At 59.8% G+C, this 17,587-nt stretch carries 14 protein-coding genes; 10 read left to right on the top strand and 4 right to left on the bottom strand.

What is annotated here, in order from left to right:
• Positions 1 to 26: 26 nt before the first annotated feature.
• Positions 27 to 401: a response regulator gene (locus A11A3_RS06035; RefSeq protein WP_237738834.1), complete on the bottom strand. Its 375-nt coding sequence runs from the start codon at positions 399 to 401 to the stop codon at positions 27 to 29.
• A gap of 258 nt (positions 402 to 659) precedes the next feature.
• Here A11A3_RS06035 and A11A3_RS06040 point away from each other — a divergent pair, with 258 nt between their 5' ends.
• Positions 660 to 1,667 carry an AraC family transcriptional regulator gene (locus A11A3_RS06040; protein ID WP_008928389.1) on the top strand — a complete coding sequence of 336 codons (1,008 nt, stop codon included), beginning with the start codon at positions 660 to 662 and terminating at the stop codon, positions 1,665 to 1,667.
• Between the two features lie 25 nt (positions 1,668 to 1,692).
• Positions 1,693 to 2,565, top strand: a complete 873-nt coding sequence (gene purU / locus A11A3_RS06045; protein ID WP_008928390.1) for a formyltetrahydrofolate deformylase — start codon at positions 1,693 to 1,695, stop codon at positions 2,563 to 2,565.
• A 32-nt stretch (positions 2,566 to 2,597) separates the two neighbouring features.
• On the opposite strand, the gene A11A3_RS06050 is transcribed toward purU, so the two are convergent.
• Positions 2,598 to 3,260 carry an outer membrane beta-barrel protein gene (locus tag A11A3_RS06050; protein ID WP_008928391.1) on the bottom strand — a complete coding sequence of 221 codons (663 nt, stop codon included), beginning with the start codon at positions 3,258 to 3,260 and terminating at the stop codon, positions 2,598 to 2,600.
• Between the two features lie 60 nt (positions 3,261 to 3,320).
• Between A11A3_RS06050 and rlmM the strand changes: the two genes are divergently transcribed.
• Positions 3,321 to 4,373, top strand: coding sequence for a 23S rRNA (cytidine(2498)-2'-O)-methyltransferase RlmM (rlmM, locus tag A11A3_RS06055; protein ID WP_008928392.1), 1,053 nt, complete (start codon positions 3,321 to 3,323; stop codon positions 4,371 to 4,373).
• Entirely contained in the window at positions 4,373 to 5,608 is a 1,236-nt protein-coding gene (locus A11A3_RS06060) for an MFS transporter (RefSeq protein ID WP_008928393.1), read from the top strand. The genes rlmM and A11A3_RS06060 overlap by 1 nt, the downstream gene beginning before the upstream one ends.
• On the opposite strand, the gene gspN is transcribed toward A11A3_RS06060, so the two are convergent.
• Positions 5,589 to 6,260 carry a type II secretion system protein N gene (gspN, locus tag A11A3_RS06065; protein WP_083851699.1) on the bottom strand — a complete coding sequence of 224 codons (672 nt, stop codon included), beginning with the start codon at positions 6,258 to 6,260 and terminating at the stop codon, positions 5,589 to 5,591. The two genes, A11A3_RS06060 and gspN, sit on opposite strands and share 20 nt — an antisense overlap.
• A 590-nt stretch (positions 6,261 to 6,850) precedes the next feature.
• Here gspN and A11A3_RS06070 point away from each other — a divergent pair.
• From A11A3_RS06070 to tusA, 6 genes are all read left to right on the top strand, one after another.
• Positions 6,851 to 7,879 (top strand): helix-turn-helix transcriptional regulator, encoded by a 1,029-nt coding sequence (locus A11A3_RS06070; protein WP_040296807.1) that lies wholly within the window; start codon positions 6,851 to 6,853, stop codon positions 7,877 to 7,879.
• 355 nt (positions 7,880 to 8,234) lie between these two features.
• Entirely contained in the window at positions 8,235 to 10,094 is a 1,860-nt protein-coding gene (locus tag A11A3_RS06075; protein ID WP_008928396.1) for a choice-of-anchor D domain-containing protein, read from the top strand.
• Positions 10,095 to 10,268: 174 nt separating this feature from the next.
• Entirely contained in the window at positions 10,269 to 12,089 is a 1,821-nt protein-coding gene (locus A11A3_RS17230; protein WP_162136910.1) for a choice-of-anchor D domain-containing protein, read from the top strand.
• A gap of 2 nt (positions 12,090 to 12,091) precedes the next feature.
• Entirely contained in the window at positions 12,092 to 13,300 is a 1,209-nt protein-coding gene (locus A11A3_RS06085; RefSeq protein ID WP_008928398.1) for a lipase family protein, read from the top strand.
• Positions 13,301 to 13,403: 103 nt separating this feature from the next.
• Complete coding sequence (locus A11A3_RS17235) at positions 13,404 to 16,370, top strand: choice-of-anchor D domain-containing protein (protein WP_306377296.1); 2,967 nt, start codon at positions 13,404 to 13,406, stop codon at positions 16,368 to 16,370.
• A 153-nt stretch (positions 16,371 to 16,523) separates the two neighbouring features.
• Positions 16,524 to 16,754 carry a sulfurtransferase TusA gene (gene tusA / locus A11A3_RS06095; RefSeq protein ID WP_008928400.1) on the top strand — a complete coding sequence of 77 codons (231 nt, stop codon included), beginning with the start codon at positions 16,524 to 16,526 and terminating at the stop codon, positions 16,752 to 16,754.
• Between the two features lie 57 nt (positions 16,755 to 16,811).
• On the opposite strand, the gene A11A3_RS06100 is transcribed toward tusA, so the two are convergent.
• Positions 16,812 to 17,414 (bottom strand): hypothetical protein, encoded by a 603-nt coding sequence (locus A11A3_RS06100; RefSeq protein WP_008928401.1) that lies wholly within the window; start codon positions 17,412 to 17,414, stop codon positions 16,812 to 16,814.
• Positions 17,415 to 17,587 lie beyond the last annotated feature (173 nt).

The raw sequence follows: 17,587 nt of genomic DNA on the forward strand, positions 1-17,587 counted from the left end.
AAGGGGGCCGGGGAAGGTGCCGTAAGTTAGTGGCTGGAGACGGCGCGAACCGGCACCCGCACCTCCAGCATTTGTTGCAGCTGGGCGCGCAGCTCACTGGGGCGTAGCGGTTTGGCCAGGAACGCATCGCCGCCGGCGTCCTGACACTGCTGACGGTAGCCATCGCTGCTGTTGCCGGAGATAAACAGGATTGGCAAGCCAAGGCCCTGATTGCGCAGATCCCGGGCGACGGAGCAGCCATCCAGCACGGGCAGCTCCACGTCCAGAATCAGCAGATCAATCTCCCGCTGGCGATAAAGGCGCAGGGCGGTTTCCCCGTCGCCGGCCAGCAGAGGCTGGTGGCCCATCTCTTCAATGACGCGGCAGATAATCAGGCTGACGGCTTTGTTATCTTCAACCACAAGAATGTTCATAGCCGATTTGTAACCCAGACGCCGGTGAAGGACAAGAGCATCGCATCCCGACTGGCAAGAAAGTACTACAGATGGCACTCCGGGTCCGATAGCATGTTCGCGGGGAATCTCCCGGCCTGGCCGGATTTGCCAACAATGTGCCAAGCGGGCCAACATTATTTATGATTGGCGCAGCCCGGCAGGGCAGGTTGCCCCGGGCAGGCCGTTGGTGGGGCTTACAAGAAGGATAATCGAGGTTAGCGGTCGATGATTCATCGCAGGACGATCAATATCAACAGGGTGGTCAAGCTGTTACAGGGGGCGGCCCGTTCCGGGGCCAGTATTCCCGATCTGCTCGGGCAGTGCGGCATTCCCCGTCATATGCTGGAAGACCCGGAAGCGCGTATCGAGCGTGACACCTTCATCAAGCTGATGTTGCTGATCATGGAGCAGACCCAGGATGAATTCCTGGGCTTTGGCCAGGGGCGAAAATCCAAGCCGGGGACGTTTTCCATGATGGCCCATGCGGTGATCAACTGTCCCAACCTGGGTACCGCCGTGGACCGTGGCTTTCGTTTCTACGAGCTGTTCGAGCTGAGCCTGCATTCACGGCTGGTGCGTGACGGCGATCAGGCGCGACTGGTGGTGGATGCGGACCCGCGCCTGGATTTCCGGGAGGTGATCATCGAGGCCTCCCTGTTTATCTGGCTGCGCTTCATGAGCTGGCTGGTCGGCAAAGCCATCGAACCCCAGGAAGTGCATCTGGATTATCAGCCGGTGGGTGATGATGAACATCGCTTCATGTTTGATTGCCCGATCCATTACGGCGCCGATAGCAGCTATGTGGTGATTCGCGCGGAGTATCTGGAACTGCCGCTGGTACAGAACGAACTGTCGCTGTCCAAGTTCCTGACCGATTCGCTGGCACAGCTGTTCGACGGCAATATCCACAATGTGGGGCTGCCCGCCCAGATTCGGGCGATCATTTCCAATGAATACGGCAACAGCTTTCCTGATTTCACCGAAATCTGCCAGAAACTGGGCATGACACCGCAAACCCTGCGCCGTCGGCTCAAGGAAGCCAACACCAGTTACCAGGAGATCAAGGACTCCATCCGCAAGGATGCCTCGGTCTACTATCTTTCCAAGCCGGAGCTGAGCATTGACGAGATCGCACTGCTGATGGGCTTCAGTGAGGCCAGCTCCTTCCATCGGGCTTTCAAGAAATGGACCGGCAAAACCCCGTCCAGCTACCGCAAGGAACATTTCGCCTAGGCTTTCGCCCGGGTCTGGAAACGCTATGAACATGAATGATGCCGGCACCGCCCGGCTGCTGGTGACCTGCCCGGACAAGCCGGGCATCATCAGCGCGGTCAGTACCTTTCTCTATAACCACGGTGCCAACATCACCGATTTTGATCAGCACTCCAGTGATGCCCAGGGGGGAACCTTCTTCCTGCGGCTGGAATTCCAGACACCGGCGCTGGATTGCTCCCGCGAGGCGCTGGAGCGTAATTTTGCTTCCCGGGTGGCGGAACCCTACGGTATGCAGTGGCGCATCAGCTACGCCAATGACAAGAAGCGCATGGCGATCCTGGTGTCCCGCCATGACCATGTGTTGATGGATCTGTTGTGGCGCACCTCCCGCGGTGACCTGCCGGCCGTGATTCCCATGGTAATCAGCAATCACGATGATCTGCGCGGGGAAGTGGAGCGTTTCGGCATTGATTATCACCATATTCCAGTCAATGCAGACAACAAGGACGACGCTGAAGCTCAGGCGCTGGCATTGCTGGAAGACCAGGTGGATGTGATTGTGCTGGCCCGTTACATGCAGATTCTCAGTCCGGCCTTTGTGGCCCGGCATCCGCACCGCATCATCAATATCCACCATTCCTTTCTGCCGGCTTTTGTCGGCGCCAATCCGTACCAGCAGGCCTATGACCGCGGTGTGAAGCTGATTGGCGCGACCAGTCACTATGTCACCGAAGACCTGGACCAGGGGCCCATCATCGAGCAGAACGTGCAGCGTGTCAGCCACCGGCACAGTGCCGCGGAGCTCAAGTCACTGGGGCAGGATGTGGAGCGTCAGGTGATGCTGCGCGCCGTACGCTGCCATCTGGAAGACCGGGTGATTGTGGACGGTAACAAGACGGTGGTATTCGTCAAATAGGGCCTGCCCCCGGGGCAGGCCGCCAGGCGGGCTTACTTGCCGTCGTAACGCAGCCCCAGGGAAACGCTGCCGACCTGCTCGGATTCCACCCGGTAACTGGTGTAATCGGCCACCAGCACCAGCGGGCCGGTAAGCCGGACCGCAAAGCCGGCCCCCAGGTAGGGCGCCAGGGTATTGGTGTCATCGCTTGCCGGGGTATCGTTGTAGGTAACAGACGGATTGCCGCCATTGTCGATCAATACGCGCTGGGAACGCTCTGTGGCTTTGTAGTCATACAGGTAGGCACCGCCACGCAGATAGAGCCAGTGGCCGCTGTCCCAGATACCGCCAAAGCCGAGTCCATTGACCTTTACATTGAGACGGTCATTGATCTGCACCACATCCGCGCCGTTGACTCCTGCTTCCGAGGCCGTTGGGCTGCGTGTGTAGCTGCTGTCGGCGTTGTCTTCACCCAGCCGGATGAGCCCGGCTTCCAGGCCAAAACGCGAGCCCCAGGGGCCGCCCAGGTCATTGAGCCACATGCCGGCCCGCACCGAGAGACCGTCCGCCTGGTCCACGCCCAGGTTGCCGAGGTCATTGCGGTTGACCTGGAATTCGCCATAGAAATCCACGTTGGGCGGCGCCAGTTCTTCGGCATGCAGGGGGGCAGTCAGGGCGCAGGAGAGGCCCAGAATCAGCGGCAGTGTTGTTTTCATTATTGATCCAGCCGTTGTGATGAGGACAATGTGGCACATTGTAACCAGCGTGAGAGCCCTATGCCCAGCGACTTTATCAACAATGAAGGCGAAACCCTGCTTGCCCTGTGCCGGCCGGGTTTTGAAAACGACCTGGCGGCGGAGTTCAGCTTTCATGCCGGTGAGCGGATGGTAGCCGGGTATCCCCAGGCCAGCAGCGGCAGTGGCTATGTGCTCTGGCACAGTCAGCAGGGATCACTGGTGCCAGTGCTGTCCCAGGGGCTCATTTTCGCCCGCACCCAGTTTCTGGTGTCTGCCGGCTTTGAGGACCTGTCCGATGACCGCATCGGCGAGTTATGGCCGTTATTCGAGGCGCTGGCGCCATTTTCCGAGCTCTATCTGGAATACCCGGATACCAACGAGGGGCGGGAGTTGCAGCGTTTTCTGCGTGGCTTTCGCAAGGCTCTGGAACCCCGTTTGCGCAAGGCCGGACTGTTGAGAAAGAAGGCCGGCCAGCGTTTGCACCTGTTTTTCAGCGATTCACGCAATGGCTGGCTGGGTAGCAGCGATGCCGACCTGCCGTTGGTGGAAGCCGGCGTCTTGCGGCTCAAGCTGCCGGCGGAGGCGCCCAGCCGCTCCGCCCTGAAAGTGGAGGAAGCCCTGATCCGTTTTTTTGGCAGCGCGGACGTGCTGGCCGCCAAGACCGCCGTGGATCTCGGTGCCGCGCCGGGTGGTTGGACCTGGCAGCTGGCGCGCCGTGGCATTCGTGTGCAGGCGGTGGACCACGGCAAACTGGCACCGCGGTTGCTCAATGAATTCCCGGTCGAGCACATCCCCGGCGATGCTTTTACCTGGCGACCGCGCAGTGGAGTGGATCTGGTGGTCTGCGATGTGGTGGACAAGCCCGCGCGCACCCTGCAACTGATGGAAAAATGGCTGGTGCAGGGCTGGGCCCAGGCGGCGCTGTTCAACCTCAAGCTGCCCATGAAGCGCCGTTTCCATGAGGCCCAGACCCTGCTGGAGCGTCTGGCCACAGGGCTTGGCCGGCATGGTGACCCGGTGATTCGCGCCGCACAGCTTTATTACGATCGAGAGGAAATTACCGTCTGGGCCAGCTTTGCAGAGACTGACTGATGCGCCGGGGGCCGGGCAGGGCGCTACTGCTGGCGACGCTGGGTGCACTGTATTTTGCCCAGGGACTGCCGGCCGGACTGTTGGGCAAGGCATTGCCGGCCCTGGCCAGGGACGCGGGCCTGGCGCCCCAGTGGATTGGGCTGCTGGCGCTGCCGGCGTTGCCGTGGGCGCTGAAATTCGTCTGGGCGCCCTGGGTGGATCGCTGGGGCAGCCAGAGCCGCGGTCACCGGCAACGGTGGATGCTGGTGTGTCTGGCCGGTGTGGCTCTGCTGCTGCTGTTGGCAGGCATGGCGGACCGGAGCTGGTTGTTTGGCAGTGGTATCGGATTTCTGCTGCTGTTGCTGCTGGTTCTAAACCTTTTCAGTGCTACCCAGGATATCGCCACGGATGGGTTGGCTACCCGTCTTCTCACACGCGACCTGCGCGGTCTGGGTAACAGCATTCAGGTCAGTGGCTACAAGATAGGCATGCTACTGGGCAGCAGCGTACTGCTGCTGATGACCGATGTTGCCGGTTGGCGCAGCACCCTCTGGTTAATGGCCGTGCTTCTGCTGGCCATCATGCTGCTGGTACGGCACTTTCCCGAGCCGGACGAACCGGTTCGACAACGCCAGTCCATCTCGTTTCGCTGGTGGTGGCGGCAACTCCACGGCTTCTGGAGCCGTCCGTCCATGGGCACCTGGCTACTGGTGCTACTGGCCTACAAGGTCGGTGACGGCTTTGGTTCCACCATGATCAAACCCTGCCTGGTCGACCAGGGCTGGAGCCTGGCCGCCATTGGCCGCCTGGATCTGATCGCTTCCCTGGTGGGGCTGCTCGGGGCGGGCATGGCCGGGATCTGTTTGTTGCGGTTACCGCATCGTCCGGCGCTGGTGATTTTTGGCAGCCTTCAGGCGTTGGCCTTTGTGGGTTGGCAGGCGGTGGCCAGTGGCCAGCATCCGGCGTGGATATGGCCGGTGGCCCTGTTCGAACAGTGGGCGGATGGCCTGTCCACGGTGGCCCTGTTCGCGGTAATGATGGATTACTGCCGGCAGGGGCATGAAGGCTCTGATTATACGCTGCAGGCGTGCGTACAGCTGTTTGCGGTGGGGCTCTTTACGCTGGCTAGCGGCTTTAGTGTCGCCTGGCTGGGGTACAGCATGCATTTTCTGCTGGCGGCATTGCTGGGCGCCCTGGCGGTGCTGTTGGTCTGTTTCTGGCAGCCGCCCGCAGCGCTCAGCCGGAGCGGGCACTGACCGGCATGGGTTGACGACTGCGGAAGACCACCTCCGAGGCGTTGCCGGCAGCGCTCATATCCAGCAACTGGGGCAGGGCGCGGAAGACCTGCAGATTCAGTGTCTTGCCTTCCAGTGTGGCTTCAGCCAGCGCTTGCTGGTCAGGGCCGGTCAGTTGCAGTCGGGGTGTTTGTTGTTCCATGGTCAGGTCGCCATGTATGGCGGGCACGGCGGTGGTCATACCCTGTGGCAATGTCACCGTGCCGCCACTGTATTGCAGCTGCCCGCGGACGGCGCGAATTTCACGGCCAGTCAGCTGTAGTGTGGAGAGTTCGATATCCAGCTTGCCGTCTGCCTGGGCCTGGGGGAACAGCGGGGCCAGCAGGTTCACGGGCAGGCTGGCCTGCCATTGTTCCAGACGCCAGCTTCCCCAGTCCGCCCCCAGCCAGCCCCGGGCGTTAACCTGGCCGGATTGCAGTGCCAGCTGAATGCCCGGCGTCAGGCCATGCCAATCCAGGCGCCAGCTCACATCCAGGGATTGTCCCTGCCATTGCATCCTGCCCTGGCCATTCCACCACAGGCCATACAGTGTCGGCGGGGGCGGTGCGACCAAAGCGTCTGCGGTGGGCGCGCGCGCGGTGGGCCACTGCGAGGTAATTACGGCGGCGGGCATCAGTGCCACCAGGAAAAACAATAGACTGAGAATAAAAAACGCAGTCAGACCCGCGTATCTCAATAGCGCGCCCATGCCGGCTTCTCCTCTGGTTATTTTTTCTTATTTGCCGTCGCCAATGACGTGCCGGCTTCCTGCTTCCTTGCGACCGGAAAGTGACAGTGAGGCAAGTGGTGATGTTTTTTAAGCACCAGGCATTTAAATTTTGACCCGGTTCACTTAATGGTGTGTGCCGATGATTACACAGAGACAGTTATGGCCATTATTTTGTTTTTAGCGGTCAGGGCATGGAAGCCGTGATTCATTGATGGCTAGGATCAAATAAAGAAACGATGATTTTTATAATCAAAAAGAATGGGTCTGTTCCGTTTTTATTATAAATAACGTGTTCAATCTGACCTTTCGGCTAATGGCAATAAAATATAAATGACGTTTGATAAACCCCCGTGCACTTTCGCAAGGGAAGTCATACTGCCAGGCCAGTACGTCGGAAAGACGAAAACGGAAAAGGCGCTGTACGTCCTTGATCGATGCGCTTTCAGATTGTCAGCTTGAAAGTGCCGGTGGGACAGAGGATCGAGGGATTGATCATGTTCAAATCCAATGCCATGGCCTATGAAGTGCCGCTGGTGTCTGCCCATTATCTGCAGATGTTTATTGAGTTCATGGTTGGCCGGGGCGTCAGTCGCCAGGCGTTGCTGGAAGGGACGAACCTGCCTGATTCCCTGCATGATTCCCACCTGCACCTGCTCTCCATGAAAGAACTGCTGATGGTGCTTGATGCGGCCCAGCGTTTTCTGACCGATGAGCGTGCCGGTTTCGAATTTGGCCAACAGCTGGATCTGCAGGGACATGGCCTGCTGGGTTTTGCCTTGCTCAAGCAGAAGAACCATCGTGAGCTGGCCAGTATGGTGGTGCAGTATCTGCGTGTCGCACTACCGATCATGGATATGAAGGTGAGCTGTAGCGGTGAGGAGCTTCGTATCGAGTTGCATGATATCTGGGAGCTCGGGGAATTGCGTTCTTTCATCGCCAGGATATACATGGGCAGTATTTATGCCCTCACATCACTGATATGTCGGCAGCTACATGTCGAGTTCGACTTTCCATCGGAGCTGGATGATAGCGGCTGGTCACAGCTGGCTCCGGGTGCATCACTGACTTTTGCAGGCCGTTGCAACCAGGTGGTGATTCCTCTTTCGGGCCGGCCAGCCCGTGATGATGATCTGGCGCTGGCCTTCTACCTGGCCAATGCCCGTTCCCGGCAAGATGTTCACCATGATGAGCACGAGACCGTTGTGGCCCGGGTTCGTGAGCAGGTGATTCGCCATCCCGGCCGCGACGGTACCCTGGAAAGGGTTGGCGAGCGACTGGGGATGAGCCCCCGCTCCATTCGTCACCACTTAAAACTGGCCGGCGTGTCCTTCCATGACATTCGTAGCCAGGTGCGCCAGACCTTTGCTACCCGTTATCTGAAAGATACCAGTATTCCCCTGCACAAGATCGCCGAGATCCTCGGTTACAGTGATCAGGCAAGTTTCACCAAGGCTTTCCGTGGCTGGACGGGAGAAACCCCCGGCGACATGAGACGTAGTGTAAGCCGTCCATCCCTGCGCTGATTATTTTATTAACCCGTTTTCTCTATTTTCTGGTGATGCGCTTTTTTAAAAATAAAGCGTTTTGCCGATGCGGTTTTACGGGTTTTGTGTTGTTGATTCCGGCCAATATGCGTAAGGCATCACAGCTGTCTTTTTTAACCAAAAACCTGTCACTGATAACAATGAACCCGATTTTAACTTGCGAATAATGGCTGCATGTGCCCGTGAACAGATGTGCTCAATGCCTGTGGCAAATCGGTTCATGGCAATCATGCTGCGGGCACATCAATCGCAAGGCCGGTACAAGGAATCCCCCGGCGGCTGTCTGCGAAAGACACGTAAACATTGAGAATAAATCCAAGTTAAGGAGTTACTCATGATCCCCCATAACGTGAACTTCGGGCCGCTCAAAATGCGGTCACTGGCGGCGGCAGCATTGCTGGCAGCCAGTGGTGCGGCTTCGGCGGTGCCTGTCGACAAGACCATGTACTTCCAATGTACTTACCCGCTGATTGGCCAGCAGCCGCTGACGGCAAATATCCACACGGATATGCCGGAGAGCATTCAGGTTGGTGATGCCACTGGTGCCTTTACCCTGGAAATTACCGCCACGGCGGAAGGCAACACCTACCAGGGCCTGAGCCTGGTGGGGGCGACAACCCTGGAGGGGACCGCCAAGGCCAATTCCACTGTCAGCGGAAATTCCCTGAACCTGCCGTTGACCGTGCCGCTGACAATTCCGGTAACCGATATTTCCGGTGTCACCGGGCCGTTTGATCTGACCGCCACCGGCGATACCCCGTCGCTGACGTTTACCCAGGATAACGTGGGCACGGTCGATATCTTTGTTGATGAGACCATGTCCCTGTCCATGATCGCCCGCAAGGCGGACGGTACGGCGGTGGACTTCGGTTCCAGCTGGCACGATCCGAACAACCCGGAGGCCTTCCTGGTCGACTGTACGATGGATCAGGCCCGCATGGACCAGAACGGTGTTGATAACAAACTGCATTCCTTCGAAGTTACCGGTGCGACCGCCGAGCAGAACATCAAGGCCGACCCGGAAGAAGTGGACTTCGGTATGGTGCAGGGTGGCCTTACCAAGGATATGAGCGTCACCATCAGCAATACCGGTGGCCAGCCGCTGGGCGTTAATGGCGTTTCCCTGGGGGGTGCCGATGCGGGCTCCTTCATGCAAACCAACGACTGTACCACTGTGGCCGCCGGTGACAGCTGTACCGTGACCGTGACCTTCATGCCGACCGGCGAAGGCGAGCGCAACGGTACCCTGACCATCGCGTCCGATGACCCGGATACCCCGAGCCTGGATGTCCCGCTGACCGGCCAGAGCCAACTGGCGCCGGAGCCGAATATCACGGCTGACCCGCAAAGCGCGAACTTCGGTTCCGTGACCGTCGGCTCCAGCAAGGATATGGATGTGACCATTGGCAACGATGGTACCGCCAGCCTGAACATTACCGGTGTTTCCGTGGGCGGGGCCAATGCCAGCGAGTTCATCCAGAGCAATGACTGCACCAATGTGGCCGCCGGCGACAGCTGTACGGTTTCCATCACGTTCACCCCGGCAGGCCAGGGTGACAAGAGTGCGACCCTGACGGTTCAGTCCAACGACCCGGATACCGCGAGCCTGACCGTTGCCCTGAGTGGCAAGGGTACCGAGCAGACCGGTGGTGGTGTCGAGGTCGACTACGGGCTGGATGGCAGCACCAAGATCAAGAAGGCTAATGGCACGGTTTCCCTGAGTGGCGCTATCCATGCGGTACTGGACCTGGCCACTGGCATGTTCACCGCAGATCTGAACCTGGATCCCACCAGTGGCAGCTTCAAGATCCTGCGTGGCTGGAGCTTCATCCAGGCTGACGCCAAGATCGGCTTCGAGCAGGTGGGTCAGACCGAAGGCACACTGAACTCTGCCAATGTACTGTCTGCCGATGCGCAGATGTACATCAAGATGCCGAAAGTGAAGCTGAAAATGTTTGGCTTCGGTTTCCCGGTTGGCGGTGGCGATCAGTGCAAGACTGCCGAGCCGGTCAGCATCCATCTGAACAGCCCTGACGGTGAAACCTTCGATCCGCTGGGTGCCGGTGGCAACCTGGAAGGCGTGTATGACCTGCCGGGTCTGAGCAACTGTGGTGCGCTCACCGACATCCTCAACCTGTTCATGGCTGGCAGTGGCAACACTATCCAGCTGTCACTGACCCCCGACCTGCAATAACCGTTAACGGTGGTGTCCTGCTGCGGCAGGGCGCCACTCCGGTATTGCCTTAATACGAATGCTGTGCCCGTTTCGGGCACAGCATTTTATTTGAATATCTGCCCAAGCCGTTGTTGACGACGGCCTTGGGCAGATGTTCCGCCGCCGGATCAATAATGGATAGTCCTCATGTTCATGGATGAAATAACAAAACGTATCGTCATCAGCCTGCTAGCGGGCCTGTTGATGGCAATGGCATCAATAGCGCGGGGGGAACCGGTATCCGCCAACTTTGACTATACCTGCGTCTTTCCTCTACTTGAGGAGCAGGCCATCAAGGTCCACATCGACTCGGACATGCCGTCGACGGTGACGGCGGGCCAGAGCACAGGGGCATTTGATATCCAGGCCACCGCCACGGTCAGTACCGGCGCCTGGAATGGTCTCGACTTTGTCGGTACTCACACCCTGAAAGGCTCGGTGTCAGCCAGTGCGTCGGTCTCCGCCACCGGGCTCGAGCTGCCATTGACGTTGCCCCTGTCTCTGGAAGACAGGTTGCTTCCCGATCAGGCCGGGCCTTTCACCATGTCGGCCAGTGGCTCGACGCCGGCTTTGACCTTTGGCCCGGCCAATGCCGGCGATGTGACAATCCGCGTCGGGGATTTGGTGCTGGCGCTGGCCCCGCAAGACAATCAGGGCCAGCCCACGGGCCTTGGCCAGTTCGAAAGTGAGTGTCGTCTGGATGCCGGGCAGGACGGTGTGTTGCACCGCTTTACGGTGGTCGTGCCGCCTGCGCACCCGCAGATTGATGTGTCGCCCGGAACACTGTCGTTTGATCAGGTTCAGATAGGGCTGAATAAGACCCTGGCGGTGACGGTTCGCAATGTGGGCGGTGCTGCGCTCGGTATTTCCTCTATCGAACTCGATGGACCAGACTCCTCCCAGTTCTTGCTCAGTCATGATTGCACGACCTTGCTATCCGGGGATCAATGTCAGGTCCAGGTAACTTTTGTACCGAACACGGACGGTAATGCCGAAGCGACCCTGCGGGTGCACTCTGATGATCCGCAGCGTCCCGATATGGCCGTCGCAGTGACCGGCAGTGGGCAGATGGCGCCCAGGCCCCATATCACCAGCCAGCCTTCCTCGCTGGACTTCAAACAGGTGGGGGTTGGTCAGACAAAGCAGCAGACACTGCTTCTTGCCAATGCCGGTACTGATGTTTTGCTGGTGTCATCGGTAACGCTCAGTGGTGGCGATGCGCAGCTCTTTTCCCAGCAGAACCTGTGTTCCGCCATTGACCCCAATGGCAGTTGTGAAGTGACCGTCAGTTTTACGCCGGACAGTCCCGGTGACAAGGCAGCGGAGCTGGTCATTGCTTCCAGTGATCCCGATCAGCCCTTGCTGAATGTGCCGGTGAGCGGCAGTGGCCAATCGCAACAAACCGACCTGGATTTTCAACTCAGTGGGGAATCCTCGCTGCAGGGGCGTGTGAGTCTGCCCCTGGACGGGCATATTCGCGGCACCGTCGATGCGACAAACGGACTTTTCTCGGCACAGATGGAATTCGAGCCGTCCCGTCAGCATGTTCGGCTGGTGTCCTTTCTGCGTTCGGTGACGCTGGACGCCGATTTTCTCCTGCAACCGGTCAATGACGTGAACGGCTCGCTGACAGACAGCATCATGCACCTGCAGTTCGATGCCAACCTTCAGCTCAGCAACCTGAAACTGCGTCTTTTCGGTGTGCCCTTGTCGCTGGGCAAGGTGGGGCAGTGCCGTACCCGGGAGAGCGCCCACTTGAGCCTGGCAACCCCGACCGGGGAAGACTTCGACATGAACGATGGAAGGCGTTTGACCGGGCGTTACGCCATGCCGCCACTTTCTGACTGCGGTGTGATGACGGATGTGATCAACCTGCTTGTCGCCGGCGCCAACAACAGCATCACACTGATGATGTCACCGCCGAGCCAGCTTCTGTCCACCACATCCGCCACCGATAGCGAAAGGAGTTTCTGATCATGCATTTTTTCCGGTTGATGCACCTGGCGGCCCTGGTGGTTTTCGTTACGGTGGCCAGCTTTATGCCGGCCTTGCCGGTTTATGCCGATGACAGCTTCTACCAGCCACCGGAGCCGCTCCCCGCGGGGCAGCGGGGGGACCCGCTGCGTTGGCGACCCTGGTCGGCGGGCCCGCCGACCAGCCGCCAGTTGGCCAATGCCTGGCAGGTCATGTACCGATCCACCGATGGGCAGGGCAATGCCAATGTAGTTACCGGCGAAGTGCTGGTGCCCCGTCAGGGAGACCCGGCAAGCATGCCGATTATCGCGTTGGCCCCGGGTACCGCGGGGCCGGCTTTCCGCTGTGCCCCGTCCCGGATGATCGGCAAGGGGGCCTTTTATGAGCAGGCCGCCATCAATGACATGCTGGCAAGGGGGTATGCGGTGGCGGTGACCGATTATGAGGGGTACCACCCGCAGCCCGACACCACCTACATGATTGGTCAATCCATGGGCGCGGCGGTACTGGATGTGGTGCGTGCGGCCCAGCGTCTGCCGGAGGCCGGCCTTTCCGATAGCGCGCCAGTGATTATCCGTGGTTATTCCCAGGGCGGTGGCGCCGCCATGTGGGCCGGGCAGATGTACAACCTCTATGCCCCGGACCTTGATCTCAAGGGCATTGCCGGGGGTGGGGTGCCCGCCAACCTGGCCCAGGTGGCGCTGCCCCTGAACGGCCAGGCAGGTTTCGGCGTGCTGTTCTATGCGCTGGTTGGCCAGGATCATGCCTATCCGGAATTGTCCCTGGCACCGTTTCTCAACGACCAGGGCAGGCAGGCTGTGGCGGACATGGAAAGCGACATGTGCGTGCTCGAGTTGCTGCAGAATTTTGACGGCGTGTCGTTGGCCGATGTCACTGACGTTAACCCCCTGACAGCGCAGCGGCTGCAACGGATCAGCGAAAACCAGTTGGGACAGCAGCCGATTCCGGTACCGGTTTATCAGTACCACGAGGTGGAAGACGGTCTGGTGGCCTATTCCCAGGCCAGTGATCTGCGTCACCAGTACTGCGATGAGGGGGTCAACGTTACCTGGAAAAGCTACGACACCCATGGCAAGAACGGCATCGTACGCCACATCAACCTGGTGTACCGGGGCAATGACGGAGTCAATCAGTTTATCGAAAAGGTGCTGGCCGGCCAGCCACCAGCATCCAATTGTCCCGCGCCTTGAGCCGGACCACCAACAAAAAGAAAAGGGGAGCCAGGGAGTGGATTCCAGCATGTTGAGCAAGATGCTAACCAAGATGTTAAGACGTGCCGTTGTGCCACTGTTGATGCTGTCTTTGGGCAGTACGGCGTTAGCCGTGCCCATCGACAGGACATTGTATTTCCAGTGCACTTATCCATTGATCGGCCAGCAGCCGTTGACGGCGCGGATCCACACCGACATGCCTGACAGTCTGCCCGCCGGCGAGGCAACCGGCGCCTTCAATCTTCAGGTAACGGCCACCGCGGAGGGTAATACCTACCAGGGGCTGACTCTGGTCGGAGCGCAAACCCTCGAGGGGACCGCCACTGCCAACTCCTCGGTGACCGGGCCCGGCGGATTGAATCTCCCCATTGCGGTCCCTCTTGCCATTGCCTCGACGGATATTTCCGCAATCAGTGGGCCCTTCGATATTGTCGCCACCGGTGATACACCCTCACTGACCTTCTCCGAGAGCAATCAGGGGCAGGTCGACATTCGTGTGGACAGGGATCTGGCCATGTCGCTGATTGCCCGCAGGGGCGATGGCTCGCCGATTGATTTCGGTGAGTCCTGGCATGATCCGGACAATGCGGACGCCTTCGTGGTCAGCTGCAGCATGGATGACGCTCGCATGGCAGACGAAGGCAAAGACAACCTGCTGCACCGCTTTACCGTCACCCCGGCGCAAAGCACCACGGGGCCGGTGCTCCACACCGATCCGGATACCCTGGACTTTGGCCAGGTCGTTACCGGCCTGACCGGCACTCAGACCCTCACCCTCAGCAATAATGGTGATGCGACGCTGGTGGTATCAGTGATCAGCCTGGCGGGGTCTCAGGCCGCTGATTTCAGTGACAGCCATGATTGTGCCTCTGTGCCCGTGGACGGTAGTTGCACGGTGACAGTCAATTTTTCGCCCGCGGCCACGGGCGTGCGCAGCGCCATGCTGTCGATTGCGTCCAATGATGCCGAAAATGGCAACCGGGAAATATCATTGCTGGGCGAGGGCGTCGTACAGTCGTCGCCGGCCATTGATCTGGGGGGGCAGATATTGCTCGACTTCGGCCAGGTGCAGGCTGGTAATTCGGCCACCCGTGAACTGGTCATCAGCAACACCGGCAGCGCCGCCCTGACCATCAGCAAGCTTGCCGTCAGTGGCGCGGCGGATTTCAGTCTCGACAAGAGTTGCAGCACTATCGCCGCCGGCGACAGCTGCAGTGCCACGCTAGGTTTTACCCCGACCGCGGCAGGGGCATTTAATGCCACATTGATATTGCAAAGCAACGATCCGGTCACACCGACACTCAACCTTTATCTGCAGGGCAAGGGTACGGCTACCCCCACACCGTCGCTGTCCCTGTCTCCGGCGAACCTGGCGTTTGCCGAGGTGGAAGTCGGTAAAAGTAGCCAGAAAACCCTGTTGCTGGCTAACACGGGCAATGCGGATCTGCAGATCGACAGTGTGACCCTGGCGGGCAGTGGCAGTACTGCCTATGCGCTGGCGGCGGATTGCAGCCTGATTGTCGCTGGCCAGACTTGTCCTGTGCAGGTCAGTTTCACGCCGCTCACGGCACAGAGCTATAACGCCCATATCAACGTGGACTCCAATGCCGGCAACAGCCCTTCCGCGGTGGTCACCCTGTCTGGCAAGGGCGTGCCGCTGGCTACGCCGGCGTTGGCGGTCAGTCCGCTCTCTCTGGATCTGGGGCAAAGCCAGGTGGGTAGTACCGCAAAGGAGGTGGTCACTCTCAGTAATACCGGCACTGCGGTATTGTCGGTCAGCGCCAGTCTGGACGGCACTGACAGTAACACCTTTGCGTTTAGTGGGGATTGCAGCGCCGTGGCGCCGGGGAGTGATTGCCTGCTGACCGTGTCGTTTTCGCCGGTCAGTATCGGCATGAAAAAAGCCAGCCTGGTATTGCAAAGCAATGACCCGGATAACGTATCAATCAGCCTTGCATTGTCCGCAGAAGGGACCCCGCAACCACAGCCTGAGATCAAGGTGTTGCCCCTGTCTCTGGTTTTCGATGCCTTGCCGCTGGGCAGCACGGCGGAGCAGACCGTCAATGTCAGCAACAACGGTGATGGCCCCCTGGCACTGACGGCAATAACGATGCAGGGCGAGGCCTACAATCACAGCAGCGATTGCCCGCCAAGCCTGCCGGCGGGGCAAAGCTGCACCATCACAGTGACCTTCGCCGCCGATGCCAGCGGCGATTATCCCGGCACATTGACGATCACCTCCGATGATGCCGACCAGCCCGATTTATCTATCGACCTGCAGGGGAGCGTGGTACCGGTTCCTGTGCCGGTGCTGGTGATGGATCCGCAGACCCTCTCCTTTGCGCCCACCCTGGTGGGCGACGCCGTGAGCCGCTCCGTGACGTTGAGCAATGGTGGCAGCGCGGCCTTGAGTCTGGACAGCATCACTCTGGACGCCAGCGCCGACTTCAGCCTGAGCCACGATTGTGGCTCGGGCCTGGTGCCGTCGGCACAGTGCACGGTGACCGTGGTATTCCGTCCCGCTTCCCCGGGCGGTCATACCGGCCTTTTGACGCTGGAATCCAGTGATCTGATGCCGTCACAACGGGCGATTCCGCTGAGTGGTAACGGGCAGGCCATGCCAGCGCCACATCTGAGCATCAATCCCGGGCGTCTTGAGTTCGGCCCGGTGGGCCTGGGCAATACGCAGACTACCGAACTGGCGATCTTCAATGACGGCAATGTCAGCCTGGATGTGTCTTCCGCATTGTCCGGTGACAATGCATTTAGCCGGCTCGATGGCGATGACTGTCAGCCGCTGTTGCCGGGCAGGCAGTGTTCGGTGGCTTTGAGTTTCCGGCCTGCCCACCCTGGCACCCTGTCGGCCTCGCTGGCCGTGACGGCCGAGAGCTTGGATAAGCCCATGGCGGTAGCGCTGAGTGGTCAGGCGGTGCCTGCAGGGGGCAACGGGGCAACGCCGGTGGGGCAGGGCAGCGGTGGCAGTGTGGGGCTGGCTGGTCTGGTGCTGCTGGGGCTGCTTGCCGGTGGCAGAAACAAAAGAACAAGGTGATCCATCAGCGTCGCTCGGCCGGGCGAATCTTGCGGCCACCGGCTCCGCCGCCCTGGCGGAGCCGGCTTGTTATTCCGCGGTTGCCCGCCGGTGGCTGCGAATTATTCGACAGCAGTTATAATGGCGGGCCGTTTTTCATCCCGGAGCCGCCCCATGGACGCGCAACACCACCTCGACGCCACCGGCCTGCTGTGCCCGGAACCGGTCATGATGCTGCACAACAAGGTGCGCGACATGGCACCGGGTGAGGTGCTGGAAGTGAAAGCCACTGACCCGTCCACCGAGCGCGATATCCCCAAGTTCTGCCAGTTTCTCGGCCACACTCTGCTTCAACAACAGCAAGAGGGTGAGCTGTATTGCTACTGGATTCGCAAGAAAGCCTGAGTCAGCTCCCGCAGGCCGACAGGGCGGCTGAAAGCCGCCCGCGTGGCGTGACGCTTTTCAGCTTTTCGCCAACATGGCGACCGCTGCCAGTGCCTCCGGGTCTCGTTCCTTGAGCCGGTTGGCGATGCCGTGCTGGAAAAAATAGCGGAAGGCTGGCCGTTGCTGGGCCATTTCCAGGCACTCGGCGCCGGGCAACACCGGTGTCTGCGTCACCGATTGTTCTTCGGCCACCATGGCCGCCAGGGTGCCATCGGCAAACAGGCGCCAGCTGACCACCTCCATCAGGCTGATGGTATGGAAGCCGTCACTGGAAAAGACCGCATGGGTACCAATGGTATCGGGGATTTCCTGTACCTGGTGCTCGCCCGGCTGGGGTTTGCCAAAGAATTCCAGCGCCGCATCCAGCTCCTGCACCTTGTGTTGCGGGGCATCCACAAACAGGTAGTCGCTGCCGGGCAGGCGGTAACCCTCCCAGCGACCGTTGAGCGGGTCGGCGAGCGCCATGGCGGTGACCGGTTCTTTCAGCCACGGCACCATGGCCACGGTGTCACCATTGGCGAGCCGGGCCCAGGCGAGAATCTTCAGGGAAAACAGGGTGTCCGGGTGCTGGTCATTGGCATACAGCAGCTCAATGCCGTCGTATTCCGGGGATAAACGCAAAATAGGGGGCTGTGCCGCTTTGCGGCGTGGAGAGAAGGGAAGCACGTTGCTTCCGCCAGGGTGTTGCCGGTGAGCCTGAGTCATGGGCACCTCCCGGTACATTGCCTAGAGGGCCTGGTACCCGCGGGTACAAAAGCCCGTTACTTCACGGTAGCCTGTCGCAGCAAAAGGCG

The sequence above is a fragment of the Alcanivorax hongdengensis A-11-3 genome, from assembly GCF_000300995.1.
Classification (GTDB): domain Bacteria; phylum Pseudomonadota; class Gammaproteobacteria; order Pseudomonadales; family Alcanivoracaceae; genus Alcanivorax; species Alcanivorax hongdengensis.

Bases quoted from the DNA above. Each gene is read 5' to 3' on its own strand.
- A11A3_RS06040 (WP_008928389.1), top strand. From the start codon at position 660: ATGATTCATCGCAGGACGATCAATATCAACAGGGTGGTCAAGCTGTTA.
- purU (WP_008928390.1), top strand. From the start codon at position 1,693: ATGAACATGAATGATGCCGGCACCGCCCGGCTGCTGGTGACCTGCCCG.
- A11A3_RS06050 (WP_008928391.1), bottom strand. From the start codon at position 3,260: ATGAAAACAACACTGCCGCTGATTCTGGGCCTCTCCTGCGCCCTGACT.
- rlmM (WP_008928392.1), top strand. From the start codon at position 3,321: ATGCCCAGCGACTTTATCAACAATGAAGGCGAAACCCTGCTTGCCCTG.
- A11A3_RS06060 (WP_008928393.1), top strand. From the start codon at position 4,373: ATGCGCCGGGGGCCGGGCAGGGCGCTACTGCTGGCGACGCTGGGTGCA.
- gspN (WP_083851699.1), bottom strand. From the start codon at position 6,260: ATGCCCGCCGCCGTAATTACCTCGCAGTGGCCCACCGCGCGCGCGCCC.
- A11A3_RS06070 (WP_040296807.1), top strand. From the start codon at position 6,851: ATGTTCAAATCCAATGCCATGGCCTATGAAGTGCCGCTGGTGTCTGCC.
- A11A3_RS06075 (WP_008928396.1), top strand. From the start codon at position 8,235: ATGATCCCCCATAACGTGAACTTCGGGCCGCTCAAAATGCGGTCACTG.
- A11A3_RS17230 (WP_162136910.1), top strand. From the start codon at position 10,269: ATGGATGAAATAACAAAACGTATCGTCATCAGCCTGCTAGCGGGCCTG.
- A11A3_RS06085 (WP_008928398.1), top strand. From the start codon at position 12,092: ATGCATTTTTTCCGGTTGATGCACCTGGCGGCCCTGGTGGTTTTCGTT.
- A11A3_RS17235 (WP_306377296.1), top strand. From the start codon at position 13,404: ATGCTGTCTTTGGGCAGTACGGCGTTAGCCGTGCCCATCGACAGGACA.
- tusA (WP_008928400.1), top strand. From the start codon at position 16,524: ATGGACGCGCAACACCACCTCGACGCCACCGGCCTGCTGTGCCCGGAA.